Here is a 25,452-nt window from a genome sequence, read left to right on the forward strand (position 1 = left end):
GAGCACCCCTGATGCGCGTCGACATCGTGTCGATCTTCCCGGAGTACTTCGCCCCGCTGGACCTGTCGCTGATCGGCAAGGCGCGAGCCAACGGGACACTGCGGCTTGCCGTACACGATCTGCGCGGTTGGACCCACGACGTACACCGGACCGTCGACGACACCCCGTACGGCGGCGGGCCCGGCATGGTGATGCGGCCGGAGCCGTGGGGCGAGGCGTTGGACGCCCTGGCGCCGACGGAGCTGACCCCGCCGCGACTGTTGGTGCCGTCGCCGGCCGGCGTGCCCTTCACCCAGGCGTTGGCCCACGAGCTGGCCGCCGAGCCGCACCTGCTGTTCGCCTGCGGCCGGTACGAGGGCATCGACCAGCGGGTCCTCGACCACGCGGCGACGCGGATGCCGGTCACCGAGGTGAGCCTCGGTGACTACGTGCTCTTCGGCGGTGAGGTGGCGGTGCTGGTGATCCTGGAGGCGGTGACCCGGCTGCTGCCGGGGGTGCTCGGCAACGCCGGTTCGCTGGCCGAGGAGTCCCACGCGCACGGGCTGCTGGAGGCGCCGATGTACACGAAGCCGGCGACCTGGCGTGGACTGCCGGTACCGGAGGTGCTCCGTTCCGGCGACCACGGCCGGATCGCCCGCTGGCGCCGCGACGAGGCGCTGGTCCGGACCGGTCGCCGCCGGCCGGACATGCTCACCGCACTGGATCCGCAGAGCCTGGACAAACGGGACGTGGCGGCGTTGGACCGGGCCGGATTTCAGGTGCCCGGACCGGATGTGGCAAAGTAGGGGGGTTGCCGCAGTCGTCTGCGCCCGTGGGCGGCTGCGAGGATCTTCGACCGGGGTCGGTTCGCACCGGCCACCACCCGGGGATCAGTATCACCCATCCGCGCGCCGAGTGACGGTGCGCCGTGAGCCTCACGAGGACACAGCGATGAACATCCTGGACGCCCTTGACGCCCAGTCGAAGCGCACCGACCTGCCCGACTTCCGTGCCGGTGACACCGTCAAGGTGCACGCCCGGGTGGTTGAGGGAGCCCGGTCCCGGGTCCAGATCTTCCAGGGCGTCGTCATCCGTCGCCAGGGCGCTGGGCTGCGCGAGACCTTCACCGTCCGCAAGCTCAGCTTCGGCGTCGGGGTCGAGCGGACGTACCCGATCAACAGCCCGGCGATCGACCGGATCGAGGTCGTGGTTCGCGGTGACGTCCGCCGCGCCAAGCTCTACTACCTGCGTGAGCTGCGGGGCAAGAAGGCCAAGATCAAGGAGCTGCGCGAGAAGCAGCCGAGCTGACGTCGCGCTGCGCCACGCCGCCCGAGCTGCGCGTATGCCGTACTGGCCAGTCCGCACTACCCTGGTCGTACGGGCGCAGCGCGGCGGTGACCCGCCTCGTGTGGCGGGCGACCTCCACTACCGCCCGGGGAGCCTCGACGAGGTTCCCGGGCGGTAGTCGTTTCTGCGGACCGGGGAGTGGGCGTGGTGCAGGCGCTTGACGACAGCGGTGCAGTCGATCCGTGGCGTCGGCGCACCCGGCGCGGTAAGCGGCAGATGCCGCTCTGGCAGGAGCTGCCGCTGCTGCTCATCGTCGCCTTCTGCCTGGCGGTACTGATCCGCACCTTCCTGCTCCAGGCGTTCTTCATCCCCTCCGGGTCGATGGAGGACACCCTGCTCGTCGGTGACCGGGTGGTGGTCAACAAGGTCGTCTACAACGTCCGGAACCCGCAGCGAGGCGAGGTGGTGGTCTTCCGGGGCACCGACAAGTGGGTTCCGCAGGTTGACGTGCAACCGCCCACCAGCTTCGCCGACAAGCTCGGCCGCACCGTCGGTGATCTGGTCGGCGTCGGTCGTCCGGGTGAGAAGGACTTCATCAAGCGGGTCATCGCGCTGCCCGGGGACCGGGTGAGCTGCTGTGACGACCAGGGACGGGTGCTGGTCAACGGCACCCCGTTGGACGAGTCGGCGTACGTGCTGCGGGACTCGCCACTGGATCTTCCGCCGAACCCCGACGAGTGCCGCTCCCGGCGGTTCGAGGAGATCGTCGTCCCGCCCGGTCAGATGTTCGTCCTCGGCGACCACCGGCAGGTCTCGCAGGACGCGCGTTGCCAGGGGACGGTGCCGATCGACAACGTGGTCGGACGGGCGTTCGCGGTGGTCTGGCCGTCCAGCCGGTGGCACTCGCTGCCGATCCCTGAGACCTTCGCCACCGTCGCCCCGCCACCCGCGGCCGGTGGCGCGGCCCCGGTACGCCCCGACCCCGCCGGGGGTGTCGTCCTGCTTCTCCCGATTGCGGCCACACTATCCGTTCTCGCGCGTTCCGGACGGTGGCGCTCGGTCGGGCAACGTAGGCTCCTCCCGTGATTGACGAGCAGACCGACAAGCCGCGCCACTCCTTCTGGAAGGAACTGCCCATCCTCCTCGGGGTGGCGATCCTGGTCGCGGTACTGGTACGTGCCTTCGTACTGCAGACCTTCTTCATCCCCTCGCCGTCCATGGAGAACACTCTCAAGATCGACGATCGGGTACTGGTCAACAAGCTCGTCTACCACACCCGTTCGCCCCATCGCGGCGAGGTGATCGTCTTCAAGGCCCCGCTGGAGTGGAGCGGCAATCCGGCGGGGGAGGACTTCATCAAGCGGGTGATCGGCGTCGGCGGAGACCGGGTGGTCTGCTGCGACGACCAGGACCGCCTGCTGATCAACGGTGCGCCGCTGGACGAGCCGTACATCTTCTCCGTCGATGGTCAGCGGGACAAGCCGGCGGACCAGGAGTTCGACGTGCAGGTGCCCGAGGGGCGGCTCTGGGTCATGGGCGACCACCGATCCGCCTCCGGCGACTCGCTGGAGCACTACCAGCAGTCCGGTCAGAACATTCAGTCGGCCACCATCCCCGAGGACGACGTGGTGGGACGGGCCTTCACCATCTTCTGGCCGTTCGACCGGGCGACCCTGCTGACCGTGCCGGAGGAGTTCGACGCGATTCCGACGTCCTGACCAAGGCCGGCCCGCCGCCCGCCGTGACGGGCAGCCGCCGGTTGTGCCGGGCGTGGGCGACGTCGCAGGAGTCTGGCAGTCTGGTGCGGTGACCGTCTACACCCCGAGGTGTGCCGCTCGCGTCCTGCTGGTCGACGCGGCCGGTCGGTTGCTGCTGTTCCGCGGCTTCGACCCGGCCCGCCCGGAACGCGGGCGGTGGTGGTTCACCCCCGGCGGAGGACTTGATCCGGGGGAGACGTACGCCGAGGGCGCGGTCCGTGAACTGGCTGAGGAGACCGGGCTGCGGCTGACCGTGGCCGATGTCGGTCAGCCGGTGCACGCCGACGTCGTCGAGTTCTCCTTCGACGGCGTGTGGTATCGGCAGGAGCAGCAGTTCTTCCTGGTACGCGTGGCGGCGCACGAGGTCGACACGGCCGGGTTCAGCGAGGTGGAGCGGGGCAGCGTCGACGGTCACCGGTGGTGGTCGGCGGGCGAGTTGAGCGGCACCGGGGAGCGCTGCTACCCACTTGACCTTGCAGAGGTGCTGGCCCGCGCGTTGGCCGGTACGACGGCAGTCATCGAGGGACGGGCATGCTGACTCCACCACGCACCGTGATACGCCGCGAGGCCGGGCTCTACGCGTTGGAGCGGGCCCTGCAACGGCGCGGCTTCCGGTACGTCGCGGGTGCCGACGAGGCTGGCCGTGGTGCCTGCGCGGGGCCGCTGGTCGCCGCCGCCGTGGTGCTGCCGGAGGGCCGGCGGGGTGAGATCGACGGGCTGGCCGACTCCAAGCTGCTGACTCCGGCCAGCCGGGAACGGATCCACGACGAGGTCGTCGAGCGCGCGCTGGCGTACGCGGTGGTCGTCATCCCGGCCGACGAGGTCGACGCCCGGGGGCTGCACGTGTGCAATCTGGCCGCGATGCGCCGTTCGCTGGCCTTGCTGGCGGTCCGGCCGGAGTACGTGCTGACCGACGGGTTCGGCGTCGACGGCCTGGGCGTTCCCGGGCTCGCGGTGTGGAAGGGTGACCGGGTCGCCGCCTGCGTGGCGGCGGCGAGCGTGCTGGCGAAGGTCACCCGGGACAGGATCATGGTTGGCCTGGACGCCGAGCATCCCGGCTACGGGTTCGCCGAGCACAAGGGGTACATCACCGCCGAGCACACCGCCGCGCTGCGCGAGCGCGGGCCGTGCCGGGAGCACCGTTTCTCGTACGTGAACGTGGCCGCCGCCTCCGGGCTCGACGACCGGCCACCCCGCTCCCGGCGACCGTTGGGCGCAAGTCGGGAAGAGCCGATGGAGCGCTCGGGCGCGGCAGGGGGTACCGTCGGCGTGGCGTTGGGCGAGCAGCCTCGGCCTCCGGCGCCGGTGGGGGAAGATGTGGTCATGGAAGGCGGAGTGCGATGAGCGCGGAAGATCTCGAGAAGTACGAGACCGAGATGGAGCTCCAGCTCTACCGGGAGTACCGCGACATCGTCCGTCAGTTCTCCTACGTGGTGGAGACCGAGCGCCGGTTCTACCTCGCCAACCAGGTCGACCTGCACGTCCGCAACTCCGACGGCGAGGTCTACTTCGAGGTCGAGATGCACGACGCCTGGGTCTGGGACATGTACCGCCCTGCCCGGTTCGTGAAGAATGTCCGAGTGATGACGTTCAAGGACGTGAACGTCGAGGAGTTGGAGAAGCCGGACATCTCCCTACCCGCCGACTCGGGCTTCGGCGGCTGACCGCCCGGTACCGGCTGGCACGGCGACGGCGTCCCCCCGCGCCGTCCCGCGTCCACAGTGCACCGGCTTGGTTCGTCAGTGCCCGGCGGTCTGCGGGCGCCCGACGAACTCGAACATCGTCGCGTCGGCTGGCCGCTGTCGGGGCGGACCGAGCAACCGGTGCGCGCCCACTCCGACCCCCTCCGCCGGAGTGCTGACCGCGACCTGCTCGAACCCCTCCGCGACGAACCAGTCGCAGATCGTCGGCAACAGGTCCGGCTCCCATCGGCCCCGGGTCCAGATGACGGTCCCGCCGGTGGCGCAGAGCCAGGCGCAGTGTCCCACCACCGCCCGCACGTCGGTGTCGGAGATGTTGCCGAAGATGCCGCAGGCCAGCACCAGGTCGGCCGGAACCATCCCGGCGTAGGCATCGGTGCGGGCCGCGTCGCCACACACCACCTCGACTGCGGACAACCCCGCCTGGCGGACGGCGGCGCGAGCCGGTTCCACGTTGCGGGGCTCCTGCTCGACCAGCAGAGCGGTCACCTCACCGCCACGCGGATGGGTTGCCAGCACGGGAATCAGATCCCGGCCCTGCCCGGCGCAGAGACTGACCGCCCGCAGCGGCCCCGGCGATGCCTCGTCCAGGACGGTGCCGATGCGCCGACGCACCTCGGTCAGCCGCCGCGACAGCGATGAATCCGGATCCTCGTAGTGGTGGTGCCAGGCGTACCAGTCGCGGGTCACGCCCCGAGCCTAGGCGACGCTCGCCCATAGCAGATCGACAAGTTCGTGCGTGGACCGTCCACAGGACGCCCGGTCGTCCACAGATCGGCCGCTCGGGGTCGTGGACTCCGATGGGCCCGGTCAGGCTCGACGGCATGTCGCCACGGATGTCGATACTCGGCGGGCTCACGACGCTCCTGCTGCTGGCCCCCACCGGACCGATGGGCGGTGCGGCCGGGGCGCGTAATTGGTCGCCCGCGCCGTCCGCGCCGAGCGGCTGGTCGCGCCCGGTGGCTCCACCGCAGGCGAGGGGCACTCCGGGCACCGGTGGTGGCGGGCCGTTGCGGTGGCCGGTCGAGGGGGTGCCGCAGGTCGTCGGTGGCGGGCGGTTCCGGTGGCCGGTCGACGGCGTGCCGCAGCCGGTTCGCAGGTTCGACCCGCCGCCCCGACCGTGGCTGGCCGGTCACCGGGGAGTCGACCTGCTGGCCCCGGCCGCCGCCACGATCCGGGCGGCCGGCCCCGGCACGATCCTGTTCGCCGGCATGGTCGCCGACCGACCGGTGGTCACCGTCGGCCACGCCGACGGCCTACGGACCAGCTACGAACCGGTCCAACCCGCCGTCACGGCAGGCACGGTGGTGCCGGCCGGGGCGTCACTGGGCACGCTGCTGCCCGGCCACGCGGGCTGTCCCGCCGCCGCGTGCCTGCACTGGGGACTGCGCCAGGGCGACGACTATCTCGACCCGCTGGCCCTGCTCGGTCTCGGGCGGGCCCGACTGCTGCCCGTCGGTGACCTCACCGTCGCCGCGGGTGCGTCCGCTCAACGCTGGGCGAGCAGACCGGGCAGCCCGACCGCCAGGCGCTGGTACTCCTCGGGCGCGTTGTAGACCTGGCCGCACAGCCGCAGCCAGCCGCGGCCGTCCCAGGTCGTGACCGCGACCTGGGCGGCGAGCCGCTCGGCGATCCGGGTCTGCAACGCCCGGGCACCGTCCAGGGTCGTGGCGAGGCCCGCCGGCAACGGAATGAGTCGCATGGCGACCGTCGGTCCGCCGGGGTCGGGCAGGTCGGCCGGTGGCACGCCGAGCGCGTCCCCCACCACCCGTTGCCCGTACGCGGCCAGTCCGGCGTTGTGCGCGCGTACCCGGTCGACGCCGAGGCTGCGCAGCGTGTAGAGCCCCGCCGGTGCGCTCAACCAGGCCGTGTAGTCGGCGGTGGCCTGCCACTCCAGGCGAGCCGGGAAGCCCGAGTCCTGTTCCCAGGAGACCACCAGCGGCTCGATCCGGTCCCGCCACGGGGCTGCCACCACGAGCACGGCGGTGCCGCGTGGGGCGTACCCCCACTTGTGCAGGTTGCCCACCCAGAAGTCGGCTCCGATGCTGAGTACCGACGCGGGCAGCATGCCCGGAGCATGGGCGGCGTCGACAAGCACCGGCACGCCGTGCTCCCCGGCCACCCCGACGATCGCGGCGACCGGGAACAGCCGTGCCGTGGCCGAGGTGAGCTGGTCGACCACCAGCAGGCGGGTACGGCCCGGACGCAGCCCGTCCCGCACGATCTGCACCACCTCCTCGTCGGTGGCGGTCAACGGCACCCGCAGGACCCGATGCGTCGCCCCAGTGCGGCGGCACTCCCGGCGGATGGAGTATTCGACGGCACCGTAGCCATGGTCGGTGGTGAGCACCTCGTCACCGGAGCGCAGCCCCAGGGACTGGAACACCACGGCGGCACCGGTGGTGGCGTTCGTGGTCAGGGCGGTGCCGTCGGGATCGGACCCGAGGAAACTAGCCAGATGCCGACGAGTGTGCGCGATCCGGTCGACCAGGCCCCGCGTGAAGAACCGCAGCGGGTCGGCCTCCATCTCGTCGCGCAGCCGTTGCTGCGCCCGCTGCGCCACAATCGGGACCGCCCCGAACGAACCGTGGTTGAGGTGACTGACCGCCGGGTCGAGGGAGAAGAGCAGACGGGCGCCCGTGATCGGCTCGGGCGGCGGCGGGACGCTCACCCGATGATCATAGCCGTCAAGCGCGGCGCGTCCGCCCCAGCTTGCCGCCCATCACCGCTCAGGGACGGCGTGCCGCCCGTTGCGGTCAGGGACGGGTGCCGCCCTCGTCACTCAGACGTAGGGCTCGTCTTAATGGCCCCGCCCGGCCTGGCCGCGCGGTCGTCAGGCGCGAGGGTGGGCCTGACGGTAGGCGGCCCGGAGCCGTTCGACCGAGACATGTGTGTAGATCTGGGTGCTGGCCAGCGAGGAATGCCCCAGCAGTTCCTGCACCGCCCGTAGGTCCGCCCCGCCTTCGAGCAGGTGGGTGGCGGCCGAGTGGCGCAGCGCATGGGGACTGGTCCGGGGTAACCCCGCCGCCTCGGCGTAGCCGCCGACGATTCGGCGGGCCGTGGTCGGGTGCAGCCGGCCACCGCGGGCACCGAGCAGCAGCGCGTCGCGGGAATCGGGGACCGCCAGCACCGGCCGTCCGTGTCGCAGCCAGTCGTCGAGGGCGCGTTGCGCCGGCAGCCCGTACGGCACCGTCCGCTCCCGCCCACCCTTGCCGCGTACCCGGACGACCCGCCGATCCTGGTCGACGTCGTCCATGTCGATTCCGCACACCTCGCTGACCCGAACCCCGGTGCCGTAGAGCAGTTCGAGCAGTATTCGGTCGCGCAGCCGTACCGCCTCGCCGGTGTTCTCGGACGCATCGGCCACCGGCGACTCCTCGGCGGTCGCCGGATCGGCACCGGCAGCGAGCCCACCGGCTGCCGATCCGCTGGGTGTCGGCCCGCTGGGTGTCGATCGGCTGGGTGTCGGTCCGCTGGGTGTCGGTCCGCCGAGTACGGGCGTGGCCGGGCGGCGGGCAGGTTGCTCGACGAGCAGGGCCGCCTGCTCGGGACGAAGCACCGTGGGTAGCGTCCGGCGCGGTCGGGGGCTGGCGAGCGTGGCGGCGACGTCGGAGGGCAGCAGCCCTTGCCGGTGAGCCCAGGCGCTGAAGGTCCGAGCCGCGGCGGCCCTGCGGGCCAGCGAGGTGCGGGCGGCGCCGGTCGTGCGTTGTCGGGACAGCCAGCTGCGTACCGTGTCGAGGCTCAGCTCGGCCACCTCGGTGCAGCCCATCCGTCCAGCATGATCCAACAGCGACACCAGATCGGCGACGTACGCCCGCACGGTGTGTGCCGAGCGATTTCGGACCGAGGCCAGGTACCCCGCGAACTCGTCCACCGCGTCCCGCAGCGGCGCCGGCAGCGCGTCGTGCATCGCTTGGGTGCCGTTGGCGGCCGGCCCCTGCCTGCCCATCCTGCCCACGAGATCCACCCTACGATCGGAACGCCCGGACGGCGAACAGGCGGCGCGCTCGACGGGACCGGTGATCAGGCGGAAGGTGGGGCGTCGGCGGCCATCGGCCCGCTCGCTGGCGCGGCCAGGCCGGGCCGGGTGGTCCGCCGGCTCGGTGTGACCAGGGCATAGCCGTCCTCCCGCCGCACCACCAGGGCCAACTCCTGCAACAGCGGCAGTTTGCGTAGCACCGTGCGGACGGCAAGGCCCGCCCGCGCCGCGAGGGCGTCGACACCGATGCGGCCGCGTCGCGGCATTGCCTCCACGATCGACCGGGCGTCGTCGTCGAGCAGATCGGTGGGCCGTTCGGGCCCACGCGGCACCGGGGCCAACTCGCCGATCCGACCCACCTCCTCCAACACCTGGGCGAGGCCGGTCACCAACCGCGCCTCCGGATGTTCCCGCAGCACCTCGTGGGCACCGACCGACATCGCCGAGGTGACGGGGCCCGGCACCACCATCGCCGGTCGACCCAGGGCGATGGCCCGCCGGGTGGTCTGCGTGGCGCCGCTGCGGGCTGCCGCCTCGACCAGCACGGTGCCCCGGGTGCCCGCCGCGATCACCCGGTTGCGGATGAGGAAGCGGGGACGCAGCGGCTCCGCGCCCGGCGGCCACTCGCTGACCAGCAGACCGGTGTCGGCGATCCGGTCGAACAGCGCGGCGTTGCCCATCGGGTACGCACGGTCCACACCGCAGGCGAGCACCGCGACAGTGAGCCCGCCGGCGTTCAGTGCCCCACGGTGCGCGGCGGCGTCGATGCCGAACGCGCCGCCGGAGACGACGGTCCAGTCCCGGTCGGCCAGGCCGTAGCCCAGATCCGTGGCGATGTGGGTGCCGTACGCCGTGGCGGCCCGCGACCCCACCACCGCCACGGACCGGTCCAGCGCCTCGGCCAGCGGCCACGAGCCGCGTACCCAGAAGCAGAGCGGCGGCGCGGTCTCGACGTCCACCCGGCGGCGGGCGTCGAACAGGCGGAGCTTGCGCAGGTGCTCCACCGTCCCGGGCCATTCGTCGTCGCCGGGAATGACGACCCGGACACCGAGCCGGTCGGCGCGGTGCAGCGCCTCGGCGGCGACCACCCTGGCATCACCGGCCCGGCTGCGCGCCGCCACGGACTCGCGCAGTGCCTGCTGTGGTGCTCCGCCGTTCAGCAGCAGTTCCAGCGCGCCCACCGGGCCGAACTCGTCGACCAGTCCGTGCACCGACCGGGTACCCGGCTCGGCCAGCCAGGTCAACGCCACCCGCGCCAGGGTCAACTCCTCGTGGGTGCTCATGTGCCCTCTCCCGTCCTGAGCGTGATGGCCTCGTTGACGTCCCCGGCGTCCGGCCGTGCCCGCCCGTCGAGGTCGGCGATCGTCCAGGCAAGCACAAGGATGCCAAGATGGCAGACGTGGACACCGTGATTTACCTCCGACAGAGCCAGGACCGGACCGGGGATGAGCTGGGCGTGGCCCGCCAGCGGGAGGACACACGCAAGCTCTGCGAGCTTCGCGGCTGGCGCGTGGTGGCGGAGCACAGCGACAACGACACCAGCGCCTCCGGCAAGCGCCAGCGGCCAGGCTTTGAGGCTGTCCTGGCCGCCGTCCAGGAGGGCCGCGCGGCGTGCGTGGTCGCCTGGGACATGACCCGGCTGACCCGCAACGCCAGGGACCGCCTCCGCCTCCTGGAGCTGGGCAAGCGCCACGGCCTCACGGTGGCCTTCGTGCGCGGGACGGACCTGGACCTCAGCACTCCGGCGGGCCGGCTCACGGCGGACATCCTGGGCTCCGTGGCACAGCACGAAATCGAGCAGAAGTCAGACCGCCAGCGACGCGCCGCGCTCCAAGCGGCGGAGCAGGGCCGCCGCATCGGAGGCCGCCGTCCCTTCGGCTATGAGGCGGACGGCGTGACCATCCGGGAGCCGGAGGCCGCCGCCGTCCGGGACGCCTATGAGGGTGTCCTGGCCGGCGTCCCCCTGGGCCGCGTGGCGGCGGACTGGAACGCCCGGGGCCTCCACACACCCCAGGCCCGATTCACCCACGGATGCGACGGAGCCTGTCCGGCCAGCGTGCGGCCCCGTGCCTGCCCGAAGCGGACCGCCACGGAGCCCAGCGAGTGGACCGCGCAGACAGTCCGCCCGGTGCTGCTGAACCCGCGCTACGCGGGCCTGCGGGCACACGTCACGGAAGCGCTCCGGGAGGTCATGGACCCTCGCGCGGCCAGGCTGAAGGCCATTGTGGGCCCGGCGGCCTGGGAGGGTCTGGTGTCGGAGGAGACGTGGCGGGCCGTTGTGGAGCTACTGACCGACCCGTCCCGAGCCAATCCGGCGCGCGGCGGGAAGGGCCTCCTGACCGGCGTGGCGCTGTGCGGGGTGCCGGAGTGCGGAGCGACCGTGCACCGTGGCGCGGCTCCGGCCAGGAGAGGGAGGGAGGGCCACGCCACGTACCGATGCCGGGCCGCCCTGGGCCACGTCGGGCGCGCCGTGGGCCCGGTGGACTGGTGGGTGACGGAGGTGGTCATCGGACGCCTGGAGCGCCCGGACGCCGCCCTCCTCCTGGCCGACGACAAGCGGCCGGACGCCGTGAAGTTGCGCCGGGAGGCCCGCGCGCTCCGGACCCGCCTGGACAATCTGGCGGGCCTGCTGGCGGACGGGACGCTCACGGAGACCGGCGTCCGCCGGGAGTCCGCGAAGCTGCGCGCGAAGCTGGAGGAGGTGGAGCGCCAGCAGGCGGACGCCGGACGGGCGGACATCCTGGGCCCCCTGATCAACGCCCCGGACGTACGGGCCGCCGTGGAGGCCCTGGACACGGACCGGCTCCGGGTGGTCATCGACACGCTAATGACCGTGACCCTGCTCCCGCCTGGCCGTGGCGTCCGCTTCGGCCAGGACGTGGCCGCCTGGGAGCGGACGGCGGAGCGGATAAGCGCGTCCATCGTGATCGACTGGCGCTGAGTTACGCCCGGTGGGTCCTGGCGACCGCTAGGACGGGCCGGGCGTAGGTGTGGCGTACCGCTCCAGGCGGTCCCGGGCCCAGTCCAGTGACCGGCATCCGTCCGGTCGGCACCGGGGACAGCGGGCCTCCTGGTGCTCAGCGATGGTCCATGCGGCCAGCCGGGGGACCCAGACCTCCCGGGGGACCTCCCGCTCCATCACGGCCGGGGGGTGGCGAAACGGGCGGGCCGGTTGGCGGCCAGGCGATGCTCCTTCACCACGCCGATGGCCCAGCCCAACATCCAGCAGCCATCATCCCGGCACTGAGCGCACCGGCCGGTGGCCCGGTGAGGGCTGGCCGGCTCCGCGTGCTGCGTGATGACCCGCTTAGCGGTCCAGAGGACCAGCGCGGGAGTGATCGGACCGTCGTCCATGGGCATAGCTCCACCTCCAGAGACAGGCAGGTCCGGGAACGGAGCCCCGCTCACGTACCCGGACCGCTACCCGGTGTGTTGCCCGTCCAGGGGACCGGATCGCCCTACCCCCTGTCAAGTATGAAAGTGGACTGGCTACGTATCAGAAGTAGCTCTGAGCTGCGCGTACGGGTGAGCTAACCAGGGCTTTCACATCCGTAAGGGGATGGCGTCGTGATGCTCAGGAGATGGCCTGGCGGCGGAGGTTGTACGGGAGCGCGGAGCTTCAGGAGCGCCTGGGCGTGTCCCGCGTCCGGGTCGTCCAGCTCACCAGCCGGCCCGACTTCCCGGAGCCCTTCGATCACCTGGCCGGCGGGTCCGTGTGGCTGGTGGAGGACGTGGAGCGCTGGATCACCGACCACCAGCCGTGGAAGGCCAGGGGAGCGGACGAACCGCCGCCGCCGGAGGACTGAGCACACACGGAACGGCCCGGACCGCGTGGTCCGGGCCGTTGTCTGTGAGGGCTCAGCGCTCCGCAATCTTCTTCAGCCAGTCCGAGATGTGCCGGGCGTGCGTCCCCACTCCGAAGTTGTCCTGGTCCTCCAGGGCGTCCTCCACACCGTTGACCGCCTCCCGGAGGCCCCGGACCTCCTCAGCCAGCCCTAGGAGCGCGTACACCAGCGCCTCCTGGCGGTATACAGCCGCGTCCGCCGGGTCAGTGTCGTCTGAGTCAGCGGCTTCCAACATGCTGGTCACGATGCTGTGGTTGGTCGGTTTGGCCACGTTGCGTCTCCTCCGGTGATCGGACCCGTTCCGCGATCCTGTCCGGCCCGGAGCGTGCCGGGTGAGGAGTGTCGGGTGGACGACACGGAACGGCCCGCCCCGTAAACCAGGGGGGCGGGCCGTAGTCCGTACCGGCTCAGGCGGTGGCCTTCGCCTTCCTGGCCGCCTTCGCCTCCGGCTCCGTGGCGTAGCGGGACAACGGAGCCAGCGTCTCCGCCGCCTTCGTCCGGACCTCCCGCGCGGCGGCCCGCGAAGCGTTCACCTGGCCGGTGAGCGCGGAGCCCTGAGCGAACAGGCGAGCCCCGGCGGCCAGGGGGCGCTCCACGTTGGCCCGCATGGCGTCCACCGCCACCAGGTCACCCAGCGCGGCGTCCAGCTCCGCCAGGGCGGCGTCCAGCCGGCCCAGCGCGGCCCGGCCCTGGCCGCCCAGGTACGCCAGCCACTCCGCCCGGTTGCCCTCCACGGCCTTCACCACGGCGGCCCGGGTGGCGCTCAGCGCGTCCTCCGTACCGTCCGCTACCGCCTTCGCGGCCTGGGCCTCCAGCTCCAGGTCCCGGATGCTCTGGGCCGCCTTCGCGGCGTCCGTGGCGCGGCCATGGATGGCGGCCTGCGTCGCCTCCCGCCGCAGCTCCCGGGGAGCATTGGCGGCCCGCTCCTGGGCCTCCTGGGCCGCCCGGTGTAGCTCCGCCGCCTTCAGCGACAGGTCCCGGTACGCGGCCAGGGAGGGCTGGACGGCGGGGTGGACGTGGCGAGCCGGCACGCTGACCCGCAGGCCACCGGCCCGGAAGTCCACCGGTTCCGCCTCCCAGACCTTCGGGGCCTCCTCCCCAGTGCTCAGGGGCTGGAGCGGGCCGGCTCCGGCAGGGAAGGCCACGGTGAGGTCCCACAGCTCCGTGAGGCCGCCGCGCTCCACCAGCTCCTTCGCCTGGCGCTCCCCGTCCACGTTGCGGAGCGGGCACTGGCGGCCCTGATGCTCCTGGCCGGTCCCGGGTGCCACCGTGACTGGACTGCCGTGACCGATGACCATGAGTCGGCTGTCCGCACCCCGGGCCTGACCCACGAAGTGGCCGTGAGGCGACGTCGGGACCCGGCGCTCAGGCCCGTCCCAGTACTGGTCCCCGGGGTCACAGGTGCAACCCTCCAGCCCGGACTCCGCCTCCCTGGCCAGGAACATGCTCCAGCCCAGGATCTTCTCCGCCTGGCCGGGGCTCACGGCGGTCATGCCGGCCATGTCCACGGTCCAGACGCCCAGCTCCGGGGAGTAGCGGACCCGTTCATCCCTGATCATTAGTTGCTCTCCTTCAGTCCGAGCATGGCCCGGCGTCGTGTCGTCGCTGAGTCGGTGGGGGTTTGGTCGGTGGCGGAGGGCTGCTCCCCCTGGCCGCCGGCCAGCATGGCGCGGCGGCGGGCGGCGGCGTCCCGCTTCGCCTGATTGAGCAGGGCCCGCTTGATCTGGGCCGGTGACTTCCCTGCCTGGGCGGCCAGCATGGCCACGCGGCGGAGCCTGGCCTGTGCGGCGGCGTCCTCAGTGGTCACTGGTCCTCCCCGTTCAGGCGGGCCACGGCGGCCAGGGCGGCCTCCTGGACGCACTCCGGACACCGGGCCCGGGTGGCCGACATCGGACGGGTCCGGGGGAGCGGCACGCCAGCTTCACGAAGGCGGGCGGCGGCCTCCTCACTCAGGCGGCGGGCGGCGGCCTCCTCACCGGGTCCCGTGGGGACCCGGACAGGTCCCAGCGGGACCCGGTGGGTCCGGCAACGGTCCTGTGACCCCGGACCCAGGAGACGGGAGGTCCCGGACCCGGGACCCAACCTCAGAGGGCTCACCGAAGGACCTCCTGGGTCCCGGGACCCATCTCGTGTTGGACCACCACGGCGGACGGGAGGCGAAGTCCGTAGAGCTGGACCCGTTCCCGCTCAAGGGAAAGGAGGAGACCCAGGACCTTCACCGTGTCCTGAAGGGACAGCTCCGGGGACTCCAGGAGGACATTGGCCCGGCGCATCCAGCCGTTGAAGCGTGCTTCCGACTGGCGGCGGAGTGTGTCCGCCTCCTGGGCCGGTATGCGCTCCAGGGCGGCCTGGACCCGGCGCGCGGCGGTCCGCCGGCTGACGTCCAGGCGCTCCGCGATGGTGTCGATGGAGTGGCCGGCGTTGCTCAGCTCCAGGGCCTCCAGCTCCTGGAGGTGACGCTGACCGGCTGGCATACGACTCATGTTCCGGACCATATACGCCGCGAAGTGCCAGAAACTAGTCCATAGTGCCACTGGCGCAAACATCATAATGACTCTTATTGCTACATCGGACGGTGCGGCGGACGTCTCCTGGCGTGGCTTGGTCGATGCCTGGGCGCGCGGAGGCGAGAATCCATCGCATGGCGGACGACACCTACCCGGACGGCACCCCGTTGCCCAGGTGCTTCAAGTGCGGGGAGCCCATCGAAGCTGAGGAGCCCATCTGCCACCGGGGCTTCATCTGGTCCGACCACACCGTGAAGACCACCCAGTGGACGCTGGAGAGTCCGGCCGTGTGCGCGCATCCGCGCTGCGTCTTCGACTACGGCCAGTTGATGGGCCTCAACAGGAGCCCCAATTCCCGGGAGTGGTGACCTCCGCCCAGCCGGGCCTAGCCGGCCAGGGGTGGCCCCTGGCCTGGGGATTCCGTTAGGCGACCGCCCAGCCCCGCCTAACCAGAGGCAACAGGGCAACCAGGCGAAGACGGGCCGTGGGCTGGGGATTCCGTTGCCTCTTCAGGCAGCCAGAGGCAACCAGGTCCGGAGTCACCGTACGTTCAGGCGGCCAGGGAGGAGGTCCTGGCGACGAAGGACCGATGCCGGCCGGTCTCCACCTCTGGGAGTCCAGCGGTCCGCCAGCGCTCCCGGAGAGCCTGGCCCAGCATGAAATGGCCGACCCACACGCCATTCAGCTCCAGGCGACACCGGGCCTCCCGGACGCTGGCGGCCAGCGGGACGTCACACAGCTCCAGCTCCTCCATGACGGCGGCCAGGCCGCGCGGCATGATCCAGTCCCCGTCCGGGCGGGACTTCTCTTCCCAGGTGGTCACACCTCCACCATACGGCGGGGGGTATGTGGGCCCGGCTGTCTCAGGCGGCCAGGGAGGGCTCCTCGTCTGGCCGCGTATCGGAATGGATCTTGTTTGTTTCTTTTCTGTCTCTGGCCGGGTGGGGGAGTAACTAGTTACTCCCCCCCGCCCGCACAGGTAGGTAGCTGTGCGCACAGCGGAAATGGCCTGTGACCTGGGCCTTCCCTGGCCGCTGGGCTGTGCGTCGCACAGTCTCGGCACAGCCCAACTGTGCGGCGCTGTGCGCACAGTCCCCTGAGCTGCGGTTTTACCTGTCCGACATGCCGGTCCCGCACAGTCCGCACAGTGCCGCTGTGCGGGACCGGCATATCGGACATTGCTCACGCCGTGGCATCCTTCCGGGCCTTCAGTGCCCGATTCAGGAGCGCGTCCGACATCTTGACCTCCGCCCGGTTCAGGTACTCCCGGGCCGTGGGCCGCCCGGCCCCCGCCGGGACCCCGGCCCGCTCCAGTTCCGACAGGGCCGCCTTCAGGTCGTCGGATACCGCCTGGCCGATGACGTGGCGGAGGAGCGGCACGTCCTCCCGGACCACGGCCAGGGAGTCCGCTCCGGGGTGCCGGGGCCGGTTCTTCACCCGGGTCAGGACCAGCCGGTCCCGGTCCTTCACGTTGGCGGAGGCCAGGGCCCAGGACACGGCCACGTTGTCTCGCTTCGCACTGGAGTCCCGCTCGCGGTCCCGGTTGGCGTACCCGACGTGATCCAACTGGATGATGGTTTTACCGCTGGCCAGGAGCGGCACGAAGGACAGGTTGTACATCAGTTGCCAGCGGTCGGACTGGCTGGCCTGGCCGTACTGGCTGAATTTGGAGATGGTGTCGAACACCACCACGTCCGCCCGGTAGCGGTCCACCTTCTCCCTCAGCGCGTCCGCGCCCTCCTGAGTGGCCAGGTCCGGGAGCGCGACGAACGGAAGAACCATGAGCCGGGTCCGCTCCTCCTGGGTGGCCCCCATCTTCTTCAGCCGGCGGCGGATCACGTCCGGCGCGTTCTCCTTGTCCAGGTACAGGACCCGGAGCCCTCGGCGGACCATCTGGAGCGCCCAGTCCAGCATCAGGAGGGACTTCCCCACCTCCGCCGGGCCGAACAGCGACATGTAGTCACCGCGCGCCACGATGCCGTCCACCATCCAGTCCGGCTCCCGCTCCATGTCGTCGCTGTCGTCCCAGTCCAGGACCTCTGGGTCCAACGCCTGGAGCCCCAGGGCCGCCAGGAAGTCCGACTGGACCTCCTGGGTGTTGATGCGGCACGCCCGGCTGTGCCGGTAGTCCGTGTGCTGGAGGCGGCCCTGACCCACCGGTCCGGGCCGCCCTTCGTGGCTGTCCCAGACCACCATGTCCTCCTCGCACAGCGGGCACGCGAAGCGGACCAGGGCCAGGGGGTCCTCCGCCGTGACCGTCTGGACCGAGATGTCCAGGCGGGTCAGGGCGGCCAGGATGGGGGAGAGCTTCCTACGGGTGGTCACGCCGGCCTCCAGGCGCTCCAGGACCTCTCCCCGGTAGTGCTCCCGCTCGTCCGCCTCCAGGCTCTCCAGCGGCTGCTCCTCCAGGCGGACCCAGTAGAAGTTCACCAGGCTGTCCAGGTAGGTCAGGTCCGCCTTCGCGCGTTCCAGGGCGGCGGCGTGAGTGTCCGGGTCAAGGCCAACGGGCCAATCAGTGTTGATCAGGACTGCGGTGTTAGACTGAGTCACGAGTCAGTACCTTTCTTCGCTGAGGCCCGGTGCCAGCCGGGCCTTCGGCATTTCTGGGGATAGGTCAGGCGGCCCGCTGGCCGGCGGAGCCGGCGGCGGTACCGAAGACAGCGCGGAGCCGGGCCACCTGATCAGGGGTCAGCTCCGGCGCGCGGTTCACCACGGCGGCCACGGCGGAGGCCAGGTGCGCGCGGCTGGCGCGCTCGCGGCGCTGCTCCGGGGTCAGGGCGGCGGCGGAGGCCCGGCCAGCTTTCGACGTGCGCTCACGGACGGACAGAGGCATGGCAACGCTCCATGAATCGGAGTAGTTGCGCGTGCCTCCGGCTGGCTGACCGGCGCGCGGGATAGGGCCTGAAGTGCCTCCGGCCCCCGGGTGCCATCCGGTTTCTGCGTGGGACCGGCCGGCGGACCGTGCGCCAGGGGGCGCTGGTATCTCGCCTGCACCCTTCACGTTAGTGGCTCACAGCCCCCGGGGCAACCCTGTTGATCTATGTTTCCGCAGGTCAGAGCAGTTGTGATGTGGACTGATTGGACAGTCTGCGCAGCTCAGCTCACCGCGACCGGAGGATTTCCTGTCCGAAGGAGTTACGCCATTCCTCTATCCACGGGAGTCGGACGACCCGGTCGAAGCCGCGGGCGGAGAGCGACCCGGAGTCGAGCCGAGACCGCAGCTCGACGGTGACCCGGCCGGGCAGCCGCCACGGCGCCCGACGCAGCTCCGGACCGGGTATCTCGGCGTTGAGCCGCCGACCCAGCGGTGCCCAGCGCTCGGCCGCCGCCGCCCGTGCCGCCGCCACCCGCCGGGCGACCACCGCTGAGGACTCGTGACTGGTGGTCTCCATCAGCTCGGCGGCACGCATCGGTGATAGCCGCACCTGGAGATCGATCCGGTCGAGCAGCGGACCGGAGAGCCGGCCGAGGTAACGACGGCGGGCCAGTGGGGGACACTCGCAGCGGTCGTCGCCGGCCGGGTTCGCACACGGGCAGGGGTTGGCTGCGATGACCAGTTGGGCGCGGGCCGGATACTCGGCGCTGCCCCGGCTGCGGGTCAGCAGCACCCGGCCATGCTCCAACGGCTGACGCAGCGCCTCCAGCGCCGCCTTGCTGAACTCGGGCGCCTCGTCCATGAGCAGGACCCCGCGGTGGGCGAGCGAGATCGCACCGGGGCGGGCGAGCCCGGACCCACCACCGACGATCGAGGGAACGCAGGCAATTCCGGCAGGTGGGGAGTTGTCAGCAGGGCAAGGACCGTGTTTTGGTACGCGGCATGGGCGAGACGATGCGGCCTTACCTGCGGGTCAGTGACAACAAGGGCGGTACCTCCGGCTCTACCGTCGAGCAGCTCGGCGAGCTGGAGACCGACGCGAGCGGCCACGGCTGGACCATCGGCGAGGCATATCGCGACGACGGGGTGTCGGCCAGTCGGTACGGCACCAAACGGCGCGACGACTACGACCGGTTGATGGCGGACCTGGCCGCCGGGACGTTCGGTGCCGGCATCCTCGGGCTATGGGAAGGTTCCAGGGGTAGCCGGCAGGTCGGCGAGTGGGTCAGCCTGTTGGAGGCGCTCGAACAGGCTGAGGTCAAGGTCTGGGTTTCGACCGAGGAACGGCTGTTTGACCCTCGCGTGCCGGGTGACCGCAAAGCGTTGCTCACGATGGCTGTCGACGCCGAACACGAGTCGGCCAAGACCCGGCAGCGGGTGCTGCGGTCCGCTACGGCGAGCGCTGTCGCTGGCCGCCCCTGGGGCGTGCTGGCGTACGGGTACCGCCGTCGGTACGACGAGAAAACCCGCAAGCTGGTCGAGCAGTACGAAGACCCCGCCGAGGCGGACAACATCCGCGACCTGTTCCAGAAACTCGATGACGGCTGGTCGTTGAACCGGATTGCCAAGGATTGGGCAGCCAAAGGGGTCGTCTCGCCCGGCACCGGTCGCCCGTTCAGCCCGGCGCACCTGCGACAGATGGCAATCAAACCGGTCTACGCGGGACGCCGCAAGCACGGCGACAAGATCTACCCGGCGAAACTCTGGGAGCCGATCGTCGACCCGGCGCAGTGGGACCGGGTGAATGCGACCCTTCGTGACCCGAGCCGCAAGACGACCCGCGCAGGGCTCGGCATCCACCTGTCGACAGCGGTTGTCCGGTGCGGTGTCTGCGGCAGCAAGATGTCCACCTCGGAGCGCGGAGACGAACCCCGCCACCTGAGGTGTCACGACCGAGACTGCGTGCAGATCAACCAGGCGATCGTTGACTACCTGGTCGAGGAAGCGATCATCGACGCATTGAGCGACCAGCAGACAGCGCGGCGACCGGAGGGCAGCGACGAACGGCTGGCTGAGGTGCGGCGCGAGCTGGCTGCCGTGAAGCTGCAGCTCGCCGACCTCGCCGCAGCGGTGGCCGCTCGTCGGTTGTCGATCACCCTGGCGGCCAGCGCGGAACCTGCGCTACTGGCGGACGAGCGTCGCCTGGAGAAACTCGAAGTTGAGTTGTCGGTGCCACCGAAGGCATCCCGGTTCGTCGCCCCCTCGGACGCAGAGGCGCGTAAAAGTTGGGCGGCCACCCCGATGAGCGGTCGACGCGACCTCGCCCGGGAGTTGTGCGTGCCCGGCCGACTCGGGGTGCCGACGGTCCTTAAGACGACGGATCGCAGTTGGTGCGCCGATCCGGAACACGAGAAGCCGGTTCAGACCTGCATTCACACCGTCGAGCGACGCCTTATCTGGAGGCGCGAATAGTCGCCATGTGACCGTTGCCACTGGAAAACACATTCCTCATTTCTGGGAATGTAAATCGCATGCTCCGCTGGGCATAGAAGGCGAAAAAGCCACCCAGCGGGAGAAGGCGATTAACAATGGCGAAATTGTCATGGGCCGGAGACCTCCGGTTGCGGACAGCCGACGCGCGTATTGGTCACCGGACGGCACGGCTGGGCGCAGACGCACAGGAGACGCGAGAAGCCCACACCGAACGCCGGGCGATCCGGGCTGAGCTGGCGATCGAGGACCTGCTCGGCAACACCCCCGGGCCGACCGCCGAGCAGATGCAGCGACTTCGCCGGCTGCTGGATGGTGCCGCATGAAGCGCAACCTGCGCCGGCTCGCCATCTGGGTGGCTGTCGCGACCGTCGGCGGGACGACGGTCGTGCTCGGGATGGCCGCATCGGTCGATGCGACCTGGGACCCACGCGGAGCGGTCGTACTCGGTCTCGCTGGGTTCTGGCTTCCGCAAGCACTCATCACCGCAAACCGTTACCGGCGGACCCCCTCCGCCAAGGAAGGAAACTGACATGAGCGAGCTGCCTGAGCACCGGATGCCGTACCCGACCCCGCCCGGACCGCCGACCGGCGAAGCACCTGGTGGCGTGGATGAGCCGGGGCACGGTACCGAGACTCCGACCCCGGTTTGTGCCCACCCCCGACACGAACTCGCTGTTCCCGCAAACCTGCTGCCGGTCTGGGCTGAGTGGCGGATGGTCGATCTGCTGCTCGCGATCGCTGGCAGCCTCGGTAAGGCTGCGTTGCTCGGCCAAGCCGACGACGGCGGTCCGATGATCTGCGTCTGCCCGGAACTGGACCCAGCGCAGGCGCTCGCAGCGGGCGGAATCGTCGGGCTGTCCTCCGACGCGTACAGCCGCGAAGCGGCTGACAGTTCGGTGCACGCCGGAACGGTCTGGATCGTGCTGGCCCACCCAGGGCTGCCGCCGGTCTACGTCTACGGAGTGACCGAGCAGTTCGCCCGGTCGGTCGAAGAGAAGGCCGTCGAGAACCAGATTCGGAAGGAGGCGCAGCGTGGAATCGACGCGATCAGCGCCCACCTCGCCGCGTAGGCGTGGCCGCCGGGGCACCGGACGCGGCAAGCAGTTCCGGCCGTCCGCACCGACCTCAGCGCAGCAGGCGATGTTGGCCGCCCTGTACGGCTCGGCAGCCACCCGGGACCGACTGCGGCTGATGGCGAAGGCGCACGGCGACGTGTCCGACGGCGGATTCGCCCGGCAGCTACGGGCGATGGTCCGGGCGGGGGTGGTGCACGTCGAGCAGTGCGGCGGCCAACTCCTTTACCGATTGGACGAGAGGCACCAGAAATAAGCGTTCGGCCCGGAGGCGGCGAACCTCCGGGCCGAGTGTCCAAAACATCCAGGGCGAGGATGACGGGAGAGGACCCACACAGGTGACCACGAGCCTTATTGCAGACACAAGCCCGCCGATTGCCGCCGACGAGCGGGCGGCGCTGGACGAGTTCTTTCCGCCATTCGACTTCGACAGTCTGTCGGAGCAGGACCAGGCGACCCAACTGACCGCACTGCGGCGGCACCCCGACCGCGACTGGCTTATCGAGGAAGCCCGCCGGATCCAAGCTGGCGAGGTCGAGTTGGTCGAGTGGGTCGACCACAAATGCGACCTCGCCAGTTGCCAGGACTGCAACCCGCACGACTGTGAGACGCCGATCTGCTGGTGCGAACTGCCGCCCTGCTGGGTCGACGGCGTGACCGACGCCGAGCGAGTTTGGCTCGACTGCTGGGTGCCCGGCTTTGAAGACATGGACGAACAGGAGCAGGGGATGGAAGTCGAGCGGCTGCGGGCGGAACCCTGGCACGAGCAGGCGGCGCAGCGCTGGCCGGACCGCCCGGACATGTGGCCATCCCCGTTGTCTGCCCCGGTGCGTCCGAGGGCACCGGAGACCGCCCCCGTGACCACGGGGAGCGCCTCGCAGGGACCGACGGGTATGTCGGTCGGGATCCAGCCCGTCCCGGTGCCCGGGAAGCAGCTCGTAGGGGTCGGCATCCCGGGCGAAATCGTCCAACCGCCGACCGTGCGCGACAAGTACCCGCCGACCGCCTGGGGTGACCTGCTCGACGTCGAGCTGCCACCGCTGGAGCAGTGGCCCGGCTCGCTGCTGGCACCGGGCGAGCAAGCCAGCCTCTACGGTCCCGGAAAGGTCGGCAAGAGCCTCATCGCGCTGGACATGGCCTACCGGATCGCCGCCGGGCTGCCGTGGCTGGGCGACCCGGCGCGGCGGCCAGCCCGAGTGTTGTATCTGGACAAAGAAAACGGGCTGCGGGTGTTCATCGGCCGGATGCGGTCGCTCGGGTTCCGGCCCTGCGGCAACCTCGTCTATCTCAGCTTCCCGCACCTGCCTGCGCTGGACACGCCGCAGGGTGGCCGCGAACTGTGGGAGGTGGTCAACGAGTACCGGCCCGAGCTGGTCGTGTTCGACACGATCTCCCGGTTCATCTCCGGCAAGGAGAACGACGCCGACACCTGGCTTGCGCTGTACAACAACAGCTTGATGCCGTTGAAGGGTGCCGGCATCGCCTCGCTGCGGCTGGACCACACCGGTAAGGACAGCGAGCGAGGCACCCGGGGCAGCTCGGCGAAGAGCCAAGACGTCGATCACGTCTGGGCGATCTCCGAAGTGGCCGGGCAACTGCTGTTGGAGCGGACCGACACCCGGACCGGTGACGGGATCAGCCGGAGGTGGATCGAGCGGAAAGCCGACCGAGGTCCGGCAGGTTGGTCCAACACCCGGCACCTGACGAGCGACGGGCCGGATGCCAAGCCCAGCGGCTCAGGCTGGCTGATCCAAGAGAAGATCATCGAGTGGATCGCCGAGAACCTGGGGACCGACACCGGGAACCCGAAGGTTCTGGCCCGCAAGGCGGAACTGGTCGAGCACCTGCGAGGTGTCAGCGGCTCGGCCGATCTGAAAATCTCAAACGCGGTCATCCGGACGGCCATCGAGACGATGAAGGCCCGGGTAGCCAGGGGCGAGCCGGCGACGCTGCCGCAGGTGCCGGCACTGCCGGAGTAGGCAGCCAGATAACCAACGACGAGTGAGGGCACTCTCTACGGAGGGTGCCCTCAAGGTTGTCGGTAATGCCGACAATATTCATCGGTCCTTACATGACTCGGAGGCACAACAAGGTGTCGACAACATCCGGCGGCCAGCAAGTACAGCGTGGCCGGTCAGAGGCCATGTCGGATGTTGTCGACAACATCGCAACAACATCCGACAACATCATCGGCCGCGACCAGGACAGATGTTGTCGTCGGGGGGACACACCCGAAGGGTGTCCCCCGACAACAATGTCTGTCGCCGACAACAGCACAGAGAGAAGAACCCCACCCGTGTTCGGTCGGGTGGCTGCCTGCTCTGCCCGACACCCTCCGGGCGACCCCAGCCCCCGCCAGGGATCGCCCGGAGGCGAGGGTGTCAGGAGTCGCGACCGCTGAGAAACCGGATGGCGGTCAGGATCAGCAGGAAGGCACCCGCGAACCCGGTGCCGCCAGCGACCAGCGTCCGGCCGAAACCCGGCTCGATGGTCGAAGAGATCCAGCCCGTGGCCGTACCGACCCACCCGCCGAACAACACGGCGACCAGCAGGCACAGCAGCCGGATCAGAGAACTGCTCTCCATTGCTCACCCTTCACTAGACACACTTCACCCTTGATGGGTGCGTTGGGGTCATGTGAGGGAGATCTGGAGTTGTTCATCTAATGTGTCCGGTCGGCGATCGCCTGCCAAGGCTTTGTGACGGCGGTCACCCGGTGGGGGCGAGGCACTGAGCGTGGGTCGGCTCGACTTGGCTGAGTGTCGCTTTCGCGACATCGCCCGTTCGTGGGATATCGAGACATCCGCCCCTGGATTGTGGTCCTTGCCCGACGCCCAAACGGCGGGGTTCGCTTCCGCCATGGGAACCAAGCTCGCTCGACGCCCCGCCCAACACACCGACCCGGACGCCCTCGCCTTCACCGCCGTGACCGTCGTGCGGTTGCTGGCCGCCAACCACGGCATGTTGTCGACACGCGACCTGTTGGCAGGCGGAACCGAAACCTTCCAGAAGCAAGCCCGCGAGGCGCTGCGACTGCTCGGTCGAATGGGCGTCGTTCAACGCGGCGGAGCACGCGGAGGCGGGAGCCGCTACCGGCTCACCCAACCTGTCACCGCAGAGTTGCTGACCGTCCTCCGACCGGGCGGGCCACCAGACCCACCCCCCACCCCCGAGGGCTGAACTACCTACCCCTACCTACCCCTACCTACCCCTACTCACTACCTACCCCCCTGCCCGGTGGCACCCAGGGACAGCCCCCGCACGACAGGTACGACGATGGCCCTCCCGTCCACGGGGACAGCCTGGGAGCCCACGCCCGGTATGTCGGTGGGGATGCGCCCAGACAGCCGTCACGGAAGCCAACCGAGAGCGCGTGTCAGGCTGGCTGCCGACCTACCCACCGAGACCGACGCCCAGCAGACGACAGGCAGGACAGTCGGCACACGCAAGCGAAACAGCGCAGACCTCGACCATCGAGGCGACAGCGGCGGTTCGCTTTTTAGAGGGGAAACTGGTCGTGGCAACCCAGCCACTTGTCGTTTTCTCTCTCTCCGGGCTGAGGCGGGTTCCTTGTAAAACCGACAGATCAAACGGAGTGTTTTACTCGGTTTTATGGAATGGGTCGAGCCTAAGCGGAATGTCGAATCGGGGGAGAGTATCCGCGATTTCAAACGCCGGGCGAGGGGTGAGCGTGCGGCGTGGCTACGTGCTTCGGGTTTGGCCTGGATCGAAATCGCGGATCAGGTCGGGTTGGCGTCGAGAGGTGCCGCCCTGAACGCCGCTAAACGATTCGGTCGACCGGAGGACGTCGCTCGTTGGTGTGGCGGCCAAGATGGTTAAGGACATCCGCAGTACCCGGCGCTTTCGGAAAGCTAAGCGGCTTATGTTCCAGATGTTCGGGGATGTCTGCCACATCTGCGGCCACCGAGGGGCGAAGACCGCAGACCACCTCGAACCGCTGAGTTTGAACCCGCGCCAGCCGATCGACGCAACCAAGATGCGCCCGGCACACGGGGT

Annotated in this window: 30 protein-coding genes and 2 pseudogenes; 18 read left to right on the plus strand and 14 right to left on the minus strand. The window is 70.3% G+C overall.

The features are described from left to right. The first annotated feature begins 11 nt into the window (after window positions 1-11). From trmD to ACFY2A_RS05795, 7 genes and pseudogenes are all read left to right on the plus strand, one after another. Window positions 12-785 carry a tRNA (guanosine(37)-N1)-methyltransferase TrmD gene (trmD, locus tag ACFY2A_RS05765; RefSeq protein ID WP_363917002.1) on the plus strand — a complete coding sequence of 258 codons (774 nt, stop codon included), beginning with the start codon at window positions 12-14 and terminating at the stop codon, window positions 783-785. A 145-nt stretch (window positions 786-930) separates the two neighbouring features. Further along, a complete protein-coding gene (gene rplS / locus ACFY2A_RS05770) occupies window positions 931-1,287 on the plus strand; it encodes a 50S ribosomal protein L19 (protein WP_093401691.1) in 357 nt (118 codons plus the stop codon). A gap of 183 nt (window positions 1,288-1,470) precedes the next feature. After that, window positions 1,471-2,339: pseudogene (lepB, locus tag ACFY2A_RS05775) on the plus strand (signal peptidase I). A 9-nt stretch (window positions 2,340-2,348) separates the two neighbouring features. Further along, complete coding sequence (lepB, locus tag ACFY2A_RS05780; RefSeq protein ID WP_387168938.1) at window positions 2,349-2,984, plus strand: signal peptidase I; 636 nt, start codon at window positions 2,349-2,351, stop codon at window positions 2,982-2,984. 88 nt (window positions 2,985-3,072) lie between these two features. After that, complete coding sequence (locus tag ACFY2A_RS05785; RefSeq protein WP_363917006.1) at window positions 3,073-3,561, plus strand: NUDIX domain-containing protein; 489 nt, start codon at window positions 3,073-3,075, stop codon at window positions 3,559-3,561. Then, on the plus strand, window positions 3,555-4,367 hold the full coding sequence (locus ACFY2A_RS05790) for a ribonuclease HII (protein ID WP_387168941.1): 813 nt from the start codon (window positions 3,555-3,557) through the stop codon (window positions 4,365-4,367). The genes ACFY2A_RS05785 and ACFY2A_RS05790 overlap by 7 nt, the downstream gene beginning before the upstream one ends. After that, a complete protein-coding gene (locus ACFY2A_RS05795; RefSeq protein ID WP_007075222.1) occupies window positions 4,364-4,687 on the plus strand; it encodes a DUF2469 domain-containing protein in 324 nt (107 codons plus the stop codon). Before ACFY2A_RS05790 ends, ACFY2A_RS05795 begins: the two co-directional genes overlap by 4 nt. A 75-nt stretch (window positions 4,688-4,762) precedes the next feature. Here the strand turns inward: ACFY2A_RS05795 and ACFY2A_RS05800 are convergent, their stop codons facing one another. Then, a complete protein-coding gene (locus ACFY2A_RS05800) occupies window positions 4,763-5,413 on the minus strand; it encodes a class I SAM-dependent methyltransferase family protein (RefSeq protein ID WP_387168944.1) in 651 nt (216 codons plus the stop codon). Window positions 5,414-5,547: 134 nt separating this feature from the next. Between ACFY2A_RS05800 and ACFY2A_RS05805 the strand changes: the two genes are divergently transcribed. Next, complete coding sequence (locus ACFY2A_RS05805; protein ID WP_387168947.1) at window positions 5,548-6,279, plus strand: peptidoglycan DD-metalloendopeptidase family protein; 732 nt, start codon at window positions 5,548-5,550, stop codon at window positions 6,277-6,279. Here ACFY2A_RS05805 and ACFY2A_RS05810 read toward each other — a convergent pair. The 3 genes from ACFY2A_RS05810 to ACFY2A_RS05820 form a co-directional block, all read right to left on the minus strand. Further along, complete coding sequence (locus ACFY2A_RS05810) at window positions 6,213-7,394, minus strand: aminotransferase class V-fold PLP-dependent enzyme (protein ID WP_387168950.1); 1,182 nt, start codon at window positions 7,392-7,394, stop codon at window positions 6,213-6,215. The two genes, ACFY2A_RS05805 and ACFY2A_RS05810, sit on opposite strands and share 67 nt — an antisense overlap. 162 nt (window positions 7,395-7,556) lie before the next feature. After that, a complete protein-coding gene (locus ACFY2A_RS05815; RefSeq protein WP_387168953.1) occupies window positions 7,557-8,672 on the minus strand; it encodes a tyrosine recombinase XerC in 1,116 nt (371 codons plus the stop codon). A 74-nt stretch (window positions 8,673-8,746) separates the two neighbouring features. Next, entirely contained in the window at window positions 8,747-9,985 is a 1,239-nt protein-coding gene (locus tag ACFY2A_RS05820) for a DNA-processing protein DprA (protein WP_387168957.1), read from the minus strand. Window positions 9,986-10,092: 107 nt separating this feature from the next. Here ACFY2A_RS05820 and ACFY2A_RS05825 point away from each other — a divergent pair, with 107 nt between their 5' ends. Then, entirely contained in the window at window positions 10,093-11,643 is a 1,551-nt protein-coding gene (locus tag ACFY2A_RS05825; RefSeq protein WP_387168960.1) for a recombinase family protein, read from the plus strand. Between the two features lie 197 nt (window positions 11,644-11,840). Here the strand turns inward: ACFY2A_RS05825 and ACFY2A_RS05830 are convergent, their stop codons facing one another. Further along, complete coding sequence (locus ACFY2A_RS05830) at window positions 11,841-12,062, minus strand: hypothetical protein (protein ID WP_387168963.1); 222 nt, start codon at window positions 12,060-12,062, stop codon at window positions 11,841-11,843. Between the two features lie 275 nt (window positions 12,063-12,337). Here ACFY2A_RS05830 and ACFY2A_RS05835 point away from each other — a divergent pair, with 275 nt between their 5' ends. Beyond that, window positions 12,338-12,508: a DNA-binding protein gene (locus ACFY2A_RS05835; protein ID WP_387168966.1), complete on the plus strand. Its 171-nt coding sequence runs from the start codon at window positions 12,338-12,340 to the stop codon at window positions 12,506-12,508. 52 nt (window positions 12,509-12,560) lie between these two features. Here the strand turns inward: ACFY2A_RS05835 and ACFY2A_RS05840 are convergent, their stop codons facing one another. The 4 genes from ACFY2A_RS05840 to ACFY2A_RS05855 all read right to left on the minus strand — a co-directional run bounded on the left by ACFY2A_RS05840 (window position 12,561) and on the right by ACFY2A_RS05855 (window position 15,030). Then, window positions 12,561-12,818: a hypothetical protein gene (locus tag ACFY2A_RS05840; RefSeq protein ID WP_387168969.1), complete on the minus strand. Its 258-nt coding sequence runs from the start codon at window positions 12,816-12,818 to the stop codon at window positions 12,561-12,563. Window positions 12,819-12,954: 136 nt separating this feature from the next. Next, window positions 12,955-14,106, minus strand: a complete 1,152-nt coding sequence (locus ACFY2A_RS05845) for a hypothetical protein (RefSeq protein WP_387168971.1) — start codon at window positions 14,104-14,106, stop codon at window positions 12,955-12,957. Then, window positions 14,106-14,354, minus strand: coding sequence for a hypothetical protein (locus tag ACFY2A_RS05850; RefSeq protein WP_387168973.1), 249 nt, complete (start codon window positions 14,352-14,354; stop codon window positions 14,106-14,108). The genes ACFY2A_RS05845 and ACFY2A_RS05850 overlap by 1 nt, the downstream gene beginning before the upstream one ends. Before the next feature lie 286 nt (window positions 14,355-14,640). After that, a complete protein-coding gene (locus ACFY2A_RS05855; RefSeq protein ID WP_387168976.1) occupies window positions 14,641-15,030 on the minus strand; it encodes a helix-turn-helix domain-containing protein in 390 nt (129 codons plus the stop codon). Between the two features lie 158 nt (window positions 15,031-15,188). Here ACFY2A_RS05855 and ACFY2A_RS05860 point away from each other — a divergent pair, with 158 nt between their 5' ends. Continuing rightward, window positions 15,189-15,422 (plus strand): hypothetical protein, encoded by a 234-nt coding sequence (locus tag ACFY2A_RS05860; protein WP_387168979.1) that lies wholly within the window; start codon window positions 15,189-15,191, stop codon window positions 15,420-15,422. A gap of 182 nt (window positions 15,423-15,604) precedes the next feature. Here ACFY2A_RS05860 and ACFY2A_RS05865 read toward each other — a convergent pair whose 3' ends face one another. The 4 genes and pseudogenes from ACFY2A_RS05865 to ACFY2A_RS05880 all read right to left on the minus strand — a co-directional run. Then, window positions 15,605-15,877: a hypothetical protein gene (locus tag ACFY2A_RS05865; protein ID WP_387168982.1), complete on the minus strand. Its 273-nt coding sequence runs from the start codon at window positions 15,875-15,877 to the stop codon at window positions 15,605-15,607. Between the two features lie 359 nt (window positions 15,878-16,236). After that, complete coding sequence (locus tag ACFY2A_RS05870) at window positions 16,237-17,604, minus strand: AAA family ATPase (protein ID WP_387168985.1); 1,368 nt, start codon at window positions 17,602-17,604, stop codon at window positions 16,237-16,239. A 64-nt stretch (window positions 17,605-17,668) separates the two neighbouring features. Next, entirely contained in the window at window positions 17,669-17,887 is a 219-nt protein-coding gene (locus ACFY2A_RS05875) for a hypothetical protein (RefSeq protein ID WP_387168988.1), read from the minus strand. A 319-nt stretch (window positions 17,888-18,206) separates the two neighbouring features. Then, a pseudogene (locus ACFY2A_RS05880) lies at window positions 18,207-18,902 on the minus strand (ATP-binding protein); the annotation flags it as partial. Here ACFY2A_RS05880 and ACFY2A_RS05885 point away from each other — a divergent pair. From ACFY2A_RS05885 to ACFY2A_RS05910, 6 genes are all read left to right on the plus strand, one after another. Further along, a complete protein-coding gene (locus tag ACFY2A_RS05885; RefSeq protein WP_387169490.1) occupies window positions 18,884-20,341 on the plus strand; it encodes a recombinase family protein in 1,458 nt (485 codons plus the stop codon). The pseudogene ACFY2A_RS05880 and the gene ACFY2A_RS05885 sit on opposite strands and share 19 nt — an antisense overlap. A gap of 116 nt (window positions 20,342-20,457) precedes the next feature. Next, window positions 20,458-20,685 carry a hypothetical protein gene (locus ACFY2A_RS05890; protein WP_387168991.1) on the plus strand — a complete coding sequence of 76 codons (228 nt, stop codon included), beginning with the start codon at window positions 20,458-20,460 and terminating at the stop codon, window positions 20,683-20,685. Next, window positions 20,682-20,891, plus strand: coding sequence for a hypothetical protein (locus ACFY2A_RS05895; protein WP_387168994.1), 210 nt, complete (start codon window positions 20,682-20,684; stop codon window positions 20,889-20,891). The genes ACFY2A_RS05890 and ACFY2A_RS05895 overlap by 4 nt, the downstream gene beginning before the upstream one ends. Window position 20,892: 1 nt before the next feature. Further along, window positions 20,893-21,432, plus strand: a complete 540-nt coding sequence (locus ACFY2A_RS05900; RefSeq protein WP_387168997.1) for a hypothetical protein — start codon at window positions 20,893-20,895, stop codon at window positions 21,430-21,432. After that, on the plus strand, window positions 21,395-21,691 hold the full coding sequence (locus tag ACFY2A_RS05905; protein ID WP_387168999.1) for a hypothetical protein: 297 nt from the start codon (window positions 21,395-21,397) through the stop codon (window positions 21,689-21,691). Before ACFY2A_RS05900 ends, ACFY2A_RS05905 begins: the two co-directional genes overlap by 38 nt. An 82-nt stretch (window positions 21,692-21,773) precedes the next feature. Next, the gene (locus ACFY2A_RS05910) at window positions 21,774-23,414 is read left to right on the plus strand and encodes an AAA family ATPase (protein ID WP_387169002.1); all 1,641 of its coding nucleotides are present in this window, start codon (window positions 21,774-21,776) and stop codon (window positions 23,412-23,414) included. 402 nt (window positions 23,415-23,816) lie between these two features. Here ACFY2A_RS05910 and ACFY2A_RS05915 read toward each other — a convergent pair whose 3' ends face one another. Then, window positions 23,817-24,020, minus strand: a complete 204-nt coding sequence (locus tag ACFY2A_RS05915) for a hypothetical protein (protein ID WP_387169005.1) — start codon at window positions 24,018-24,020, stop codon at window positions 23,817-23,819. A gap of 274 nt (window positions 24,021-24,294) precedes the next feature. On the opposite strand from ACFY2A_RS05915, the gene ACFY2A_RS05920 reads away from it, so the two are divergent. Beyond that, the gene (locus ACFY2A_RS05920; RefSeq protein ID WP_387169008.1) at window positions 24,295-24,615 is read left to right on the plus strand and encodes a hypothetical protein; all 321 of its coding nucleotides are present in this window, start codon (window positions 24,295-24,297) and stop codon (window positions 24,613-24,615) included. The last annotated feature ends 837 nt before the right edge of the window (window positions 24,616-25,452 follow it).

Source organism: Micromonospora sp. NPDC000442, assembly GCF_042898635.1.
GTDB lineage: Bacteria > Actinomycetota > Actinomycetes > Mycobacteriales > Micromonosporaceae > Micromonospora.

Coding starts and splice junctions, on each gene's coding strand:
- ACFY2A_RS05915 (WP_387169005.1), bottom strand. CDS start 24,020: ATGGAGAGCAGTTCTCTGATCCGGCTGCTGTGCCTGCTGGTCGCCGTG.
- ACFY2A_RS05830 (WP_387168963.1), bottom strand. CDS start 12,062: ATGCCCATGGACGACGGTCCGATCACTCCCGCGCTGGTCCTCTGGACC.
- ACFY2A_RS05885 (WP_387169490.1), top strand. CDS start 18,884: ATGCGGCCTTACCTGCGGGTCAGTGACAACAAGGGCGGTACCTCCGGC.
- ACFY2A_RS05795 (WP_007075222.1), top strand. CDS start 4,364: ATGAGCGCGGAAGATCTCGAGAAGTACGAGACCGAGATGGAGCTCCAG.
- ACFY2A_RS05815 (WP_387168953.1), bottom strand. CDS start 8,672: ATGGGCAGGCAGGGGCCGGCCGCCAACGGCACCCAAGCGATGCACGAC.
- ACFY2A_RS05805 (WP_387168947.1), top strand. CDS start 5,548: ATGTCGCCACGGATGTCGATACTCGGCGGGCTCACGACGCTCCTGCTG.
- ACFY2A_RS05875 (WP_387168988.1), bottom strand. CDS start 17,887: ATGCCTCTGTCCGTCCGTGAGCGCACGTCGAAAGCTGGCCGGGCCTCC.
- ACFY2A_RS05790 (WP_387168941.1), top strand. CDS start 3,555: ATGCTGACTCCACCACGCACCGTGATACGCCGCGAGGCCGGGCTCTAC.
- ACFY2A_RS05845 (WP_387168971.1), bottom strand. CDS start 14,106: ATGATCAGGGATGAACGGGTCCGCTACTCCCCGGAGCTGGGCGTCTGG.
- ACFY2A_RS05890 (WP_387168991.1), top strand. CDS start 20,458: ATGGCGAAATTGTCATGGGCCGGAGACCTCCGGTTGCGGACAGCCGAC.
- ACFY2A_RS05920 (WP_387169008.1), top strand. CDS start 24,295: ATGGGAACCAAGCTCGCTCGACGCCCCGCCCAACACACCGACCCGGAC.
- ACFY2A_RS05855 (WP_387168976.1), bottom strand. CDS start 15,030: ATGAGTCGTATGCCAGCCGGTCAGCGTCACCTCCAGGAGCTGGAGGCC.
- trmD (WP_363917002.1), top strand. CDS start 12: ATGCGCGTCGACATCGTGTCGATCTTCCCGGAGTACTTCGCCCCGCTG.
- ACFY2A_RS05900 (WP_387168997.1), top strand. CDS start 20,893: ATGAGCGAGCTGCCTGAGCACCGGATGCCGTACCCGACCCCGCCCGGA.
- ACFY2A_RS05825 (WP_387168960.1), top strand. CDS start 10,093: ATGGCAGACGTGGACACCGTGATTTACCTCCGACAGAGCCAGGACCGG.
- ACFY2A_RS05860 (WP_387168979.1), top strand. CDS start 15,189: ATGGCGGACGACACCTACCCGGACGGCACCCCGTTGCCCAGGTGCTTC.
- ACFY2A_RS05820 (WP_387168957.1), bottom strand. CDS start 9,985: ATGAGCACCCACGAGGAGTTGACCCTGGCGCGGGTGGCGTTGACCTGG.
- ACFY2A_RS05895 (WP_387168994.1), top strand. CDS start 20,682: ATGAAGCGCAACCTGCGCCGGCTCGCCATCTGGGTGGCTGTCGCGACC.
- rplS (WP_093401691.1), top strand. CDS start 931: ATGAACATCCTGGACGCCCTTGACGCCCAGTCGAAGCGCACCGACCTG.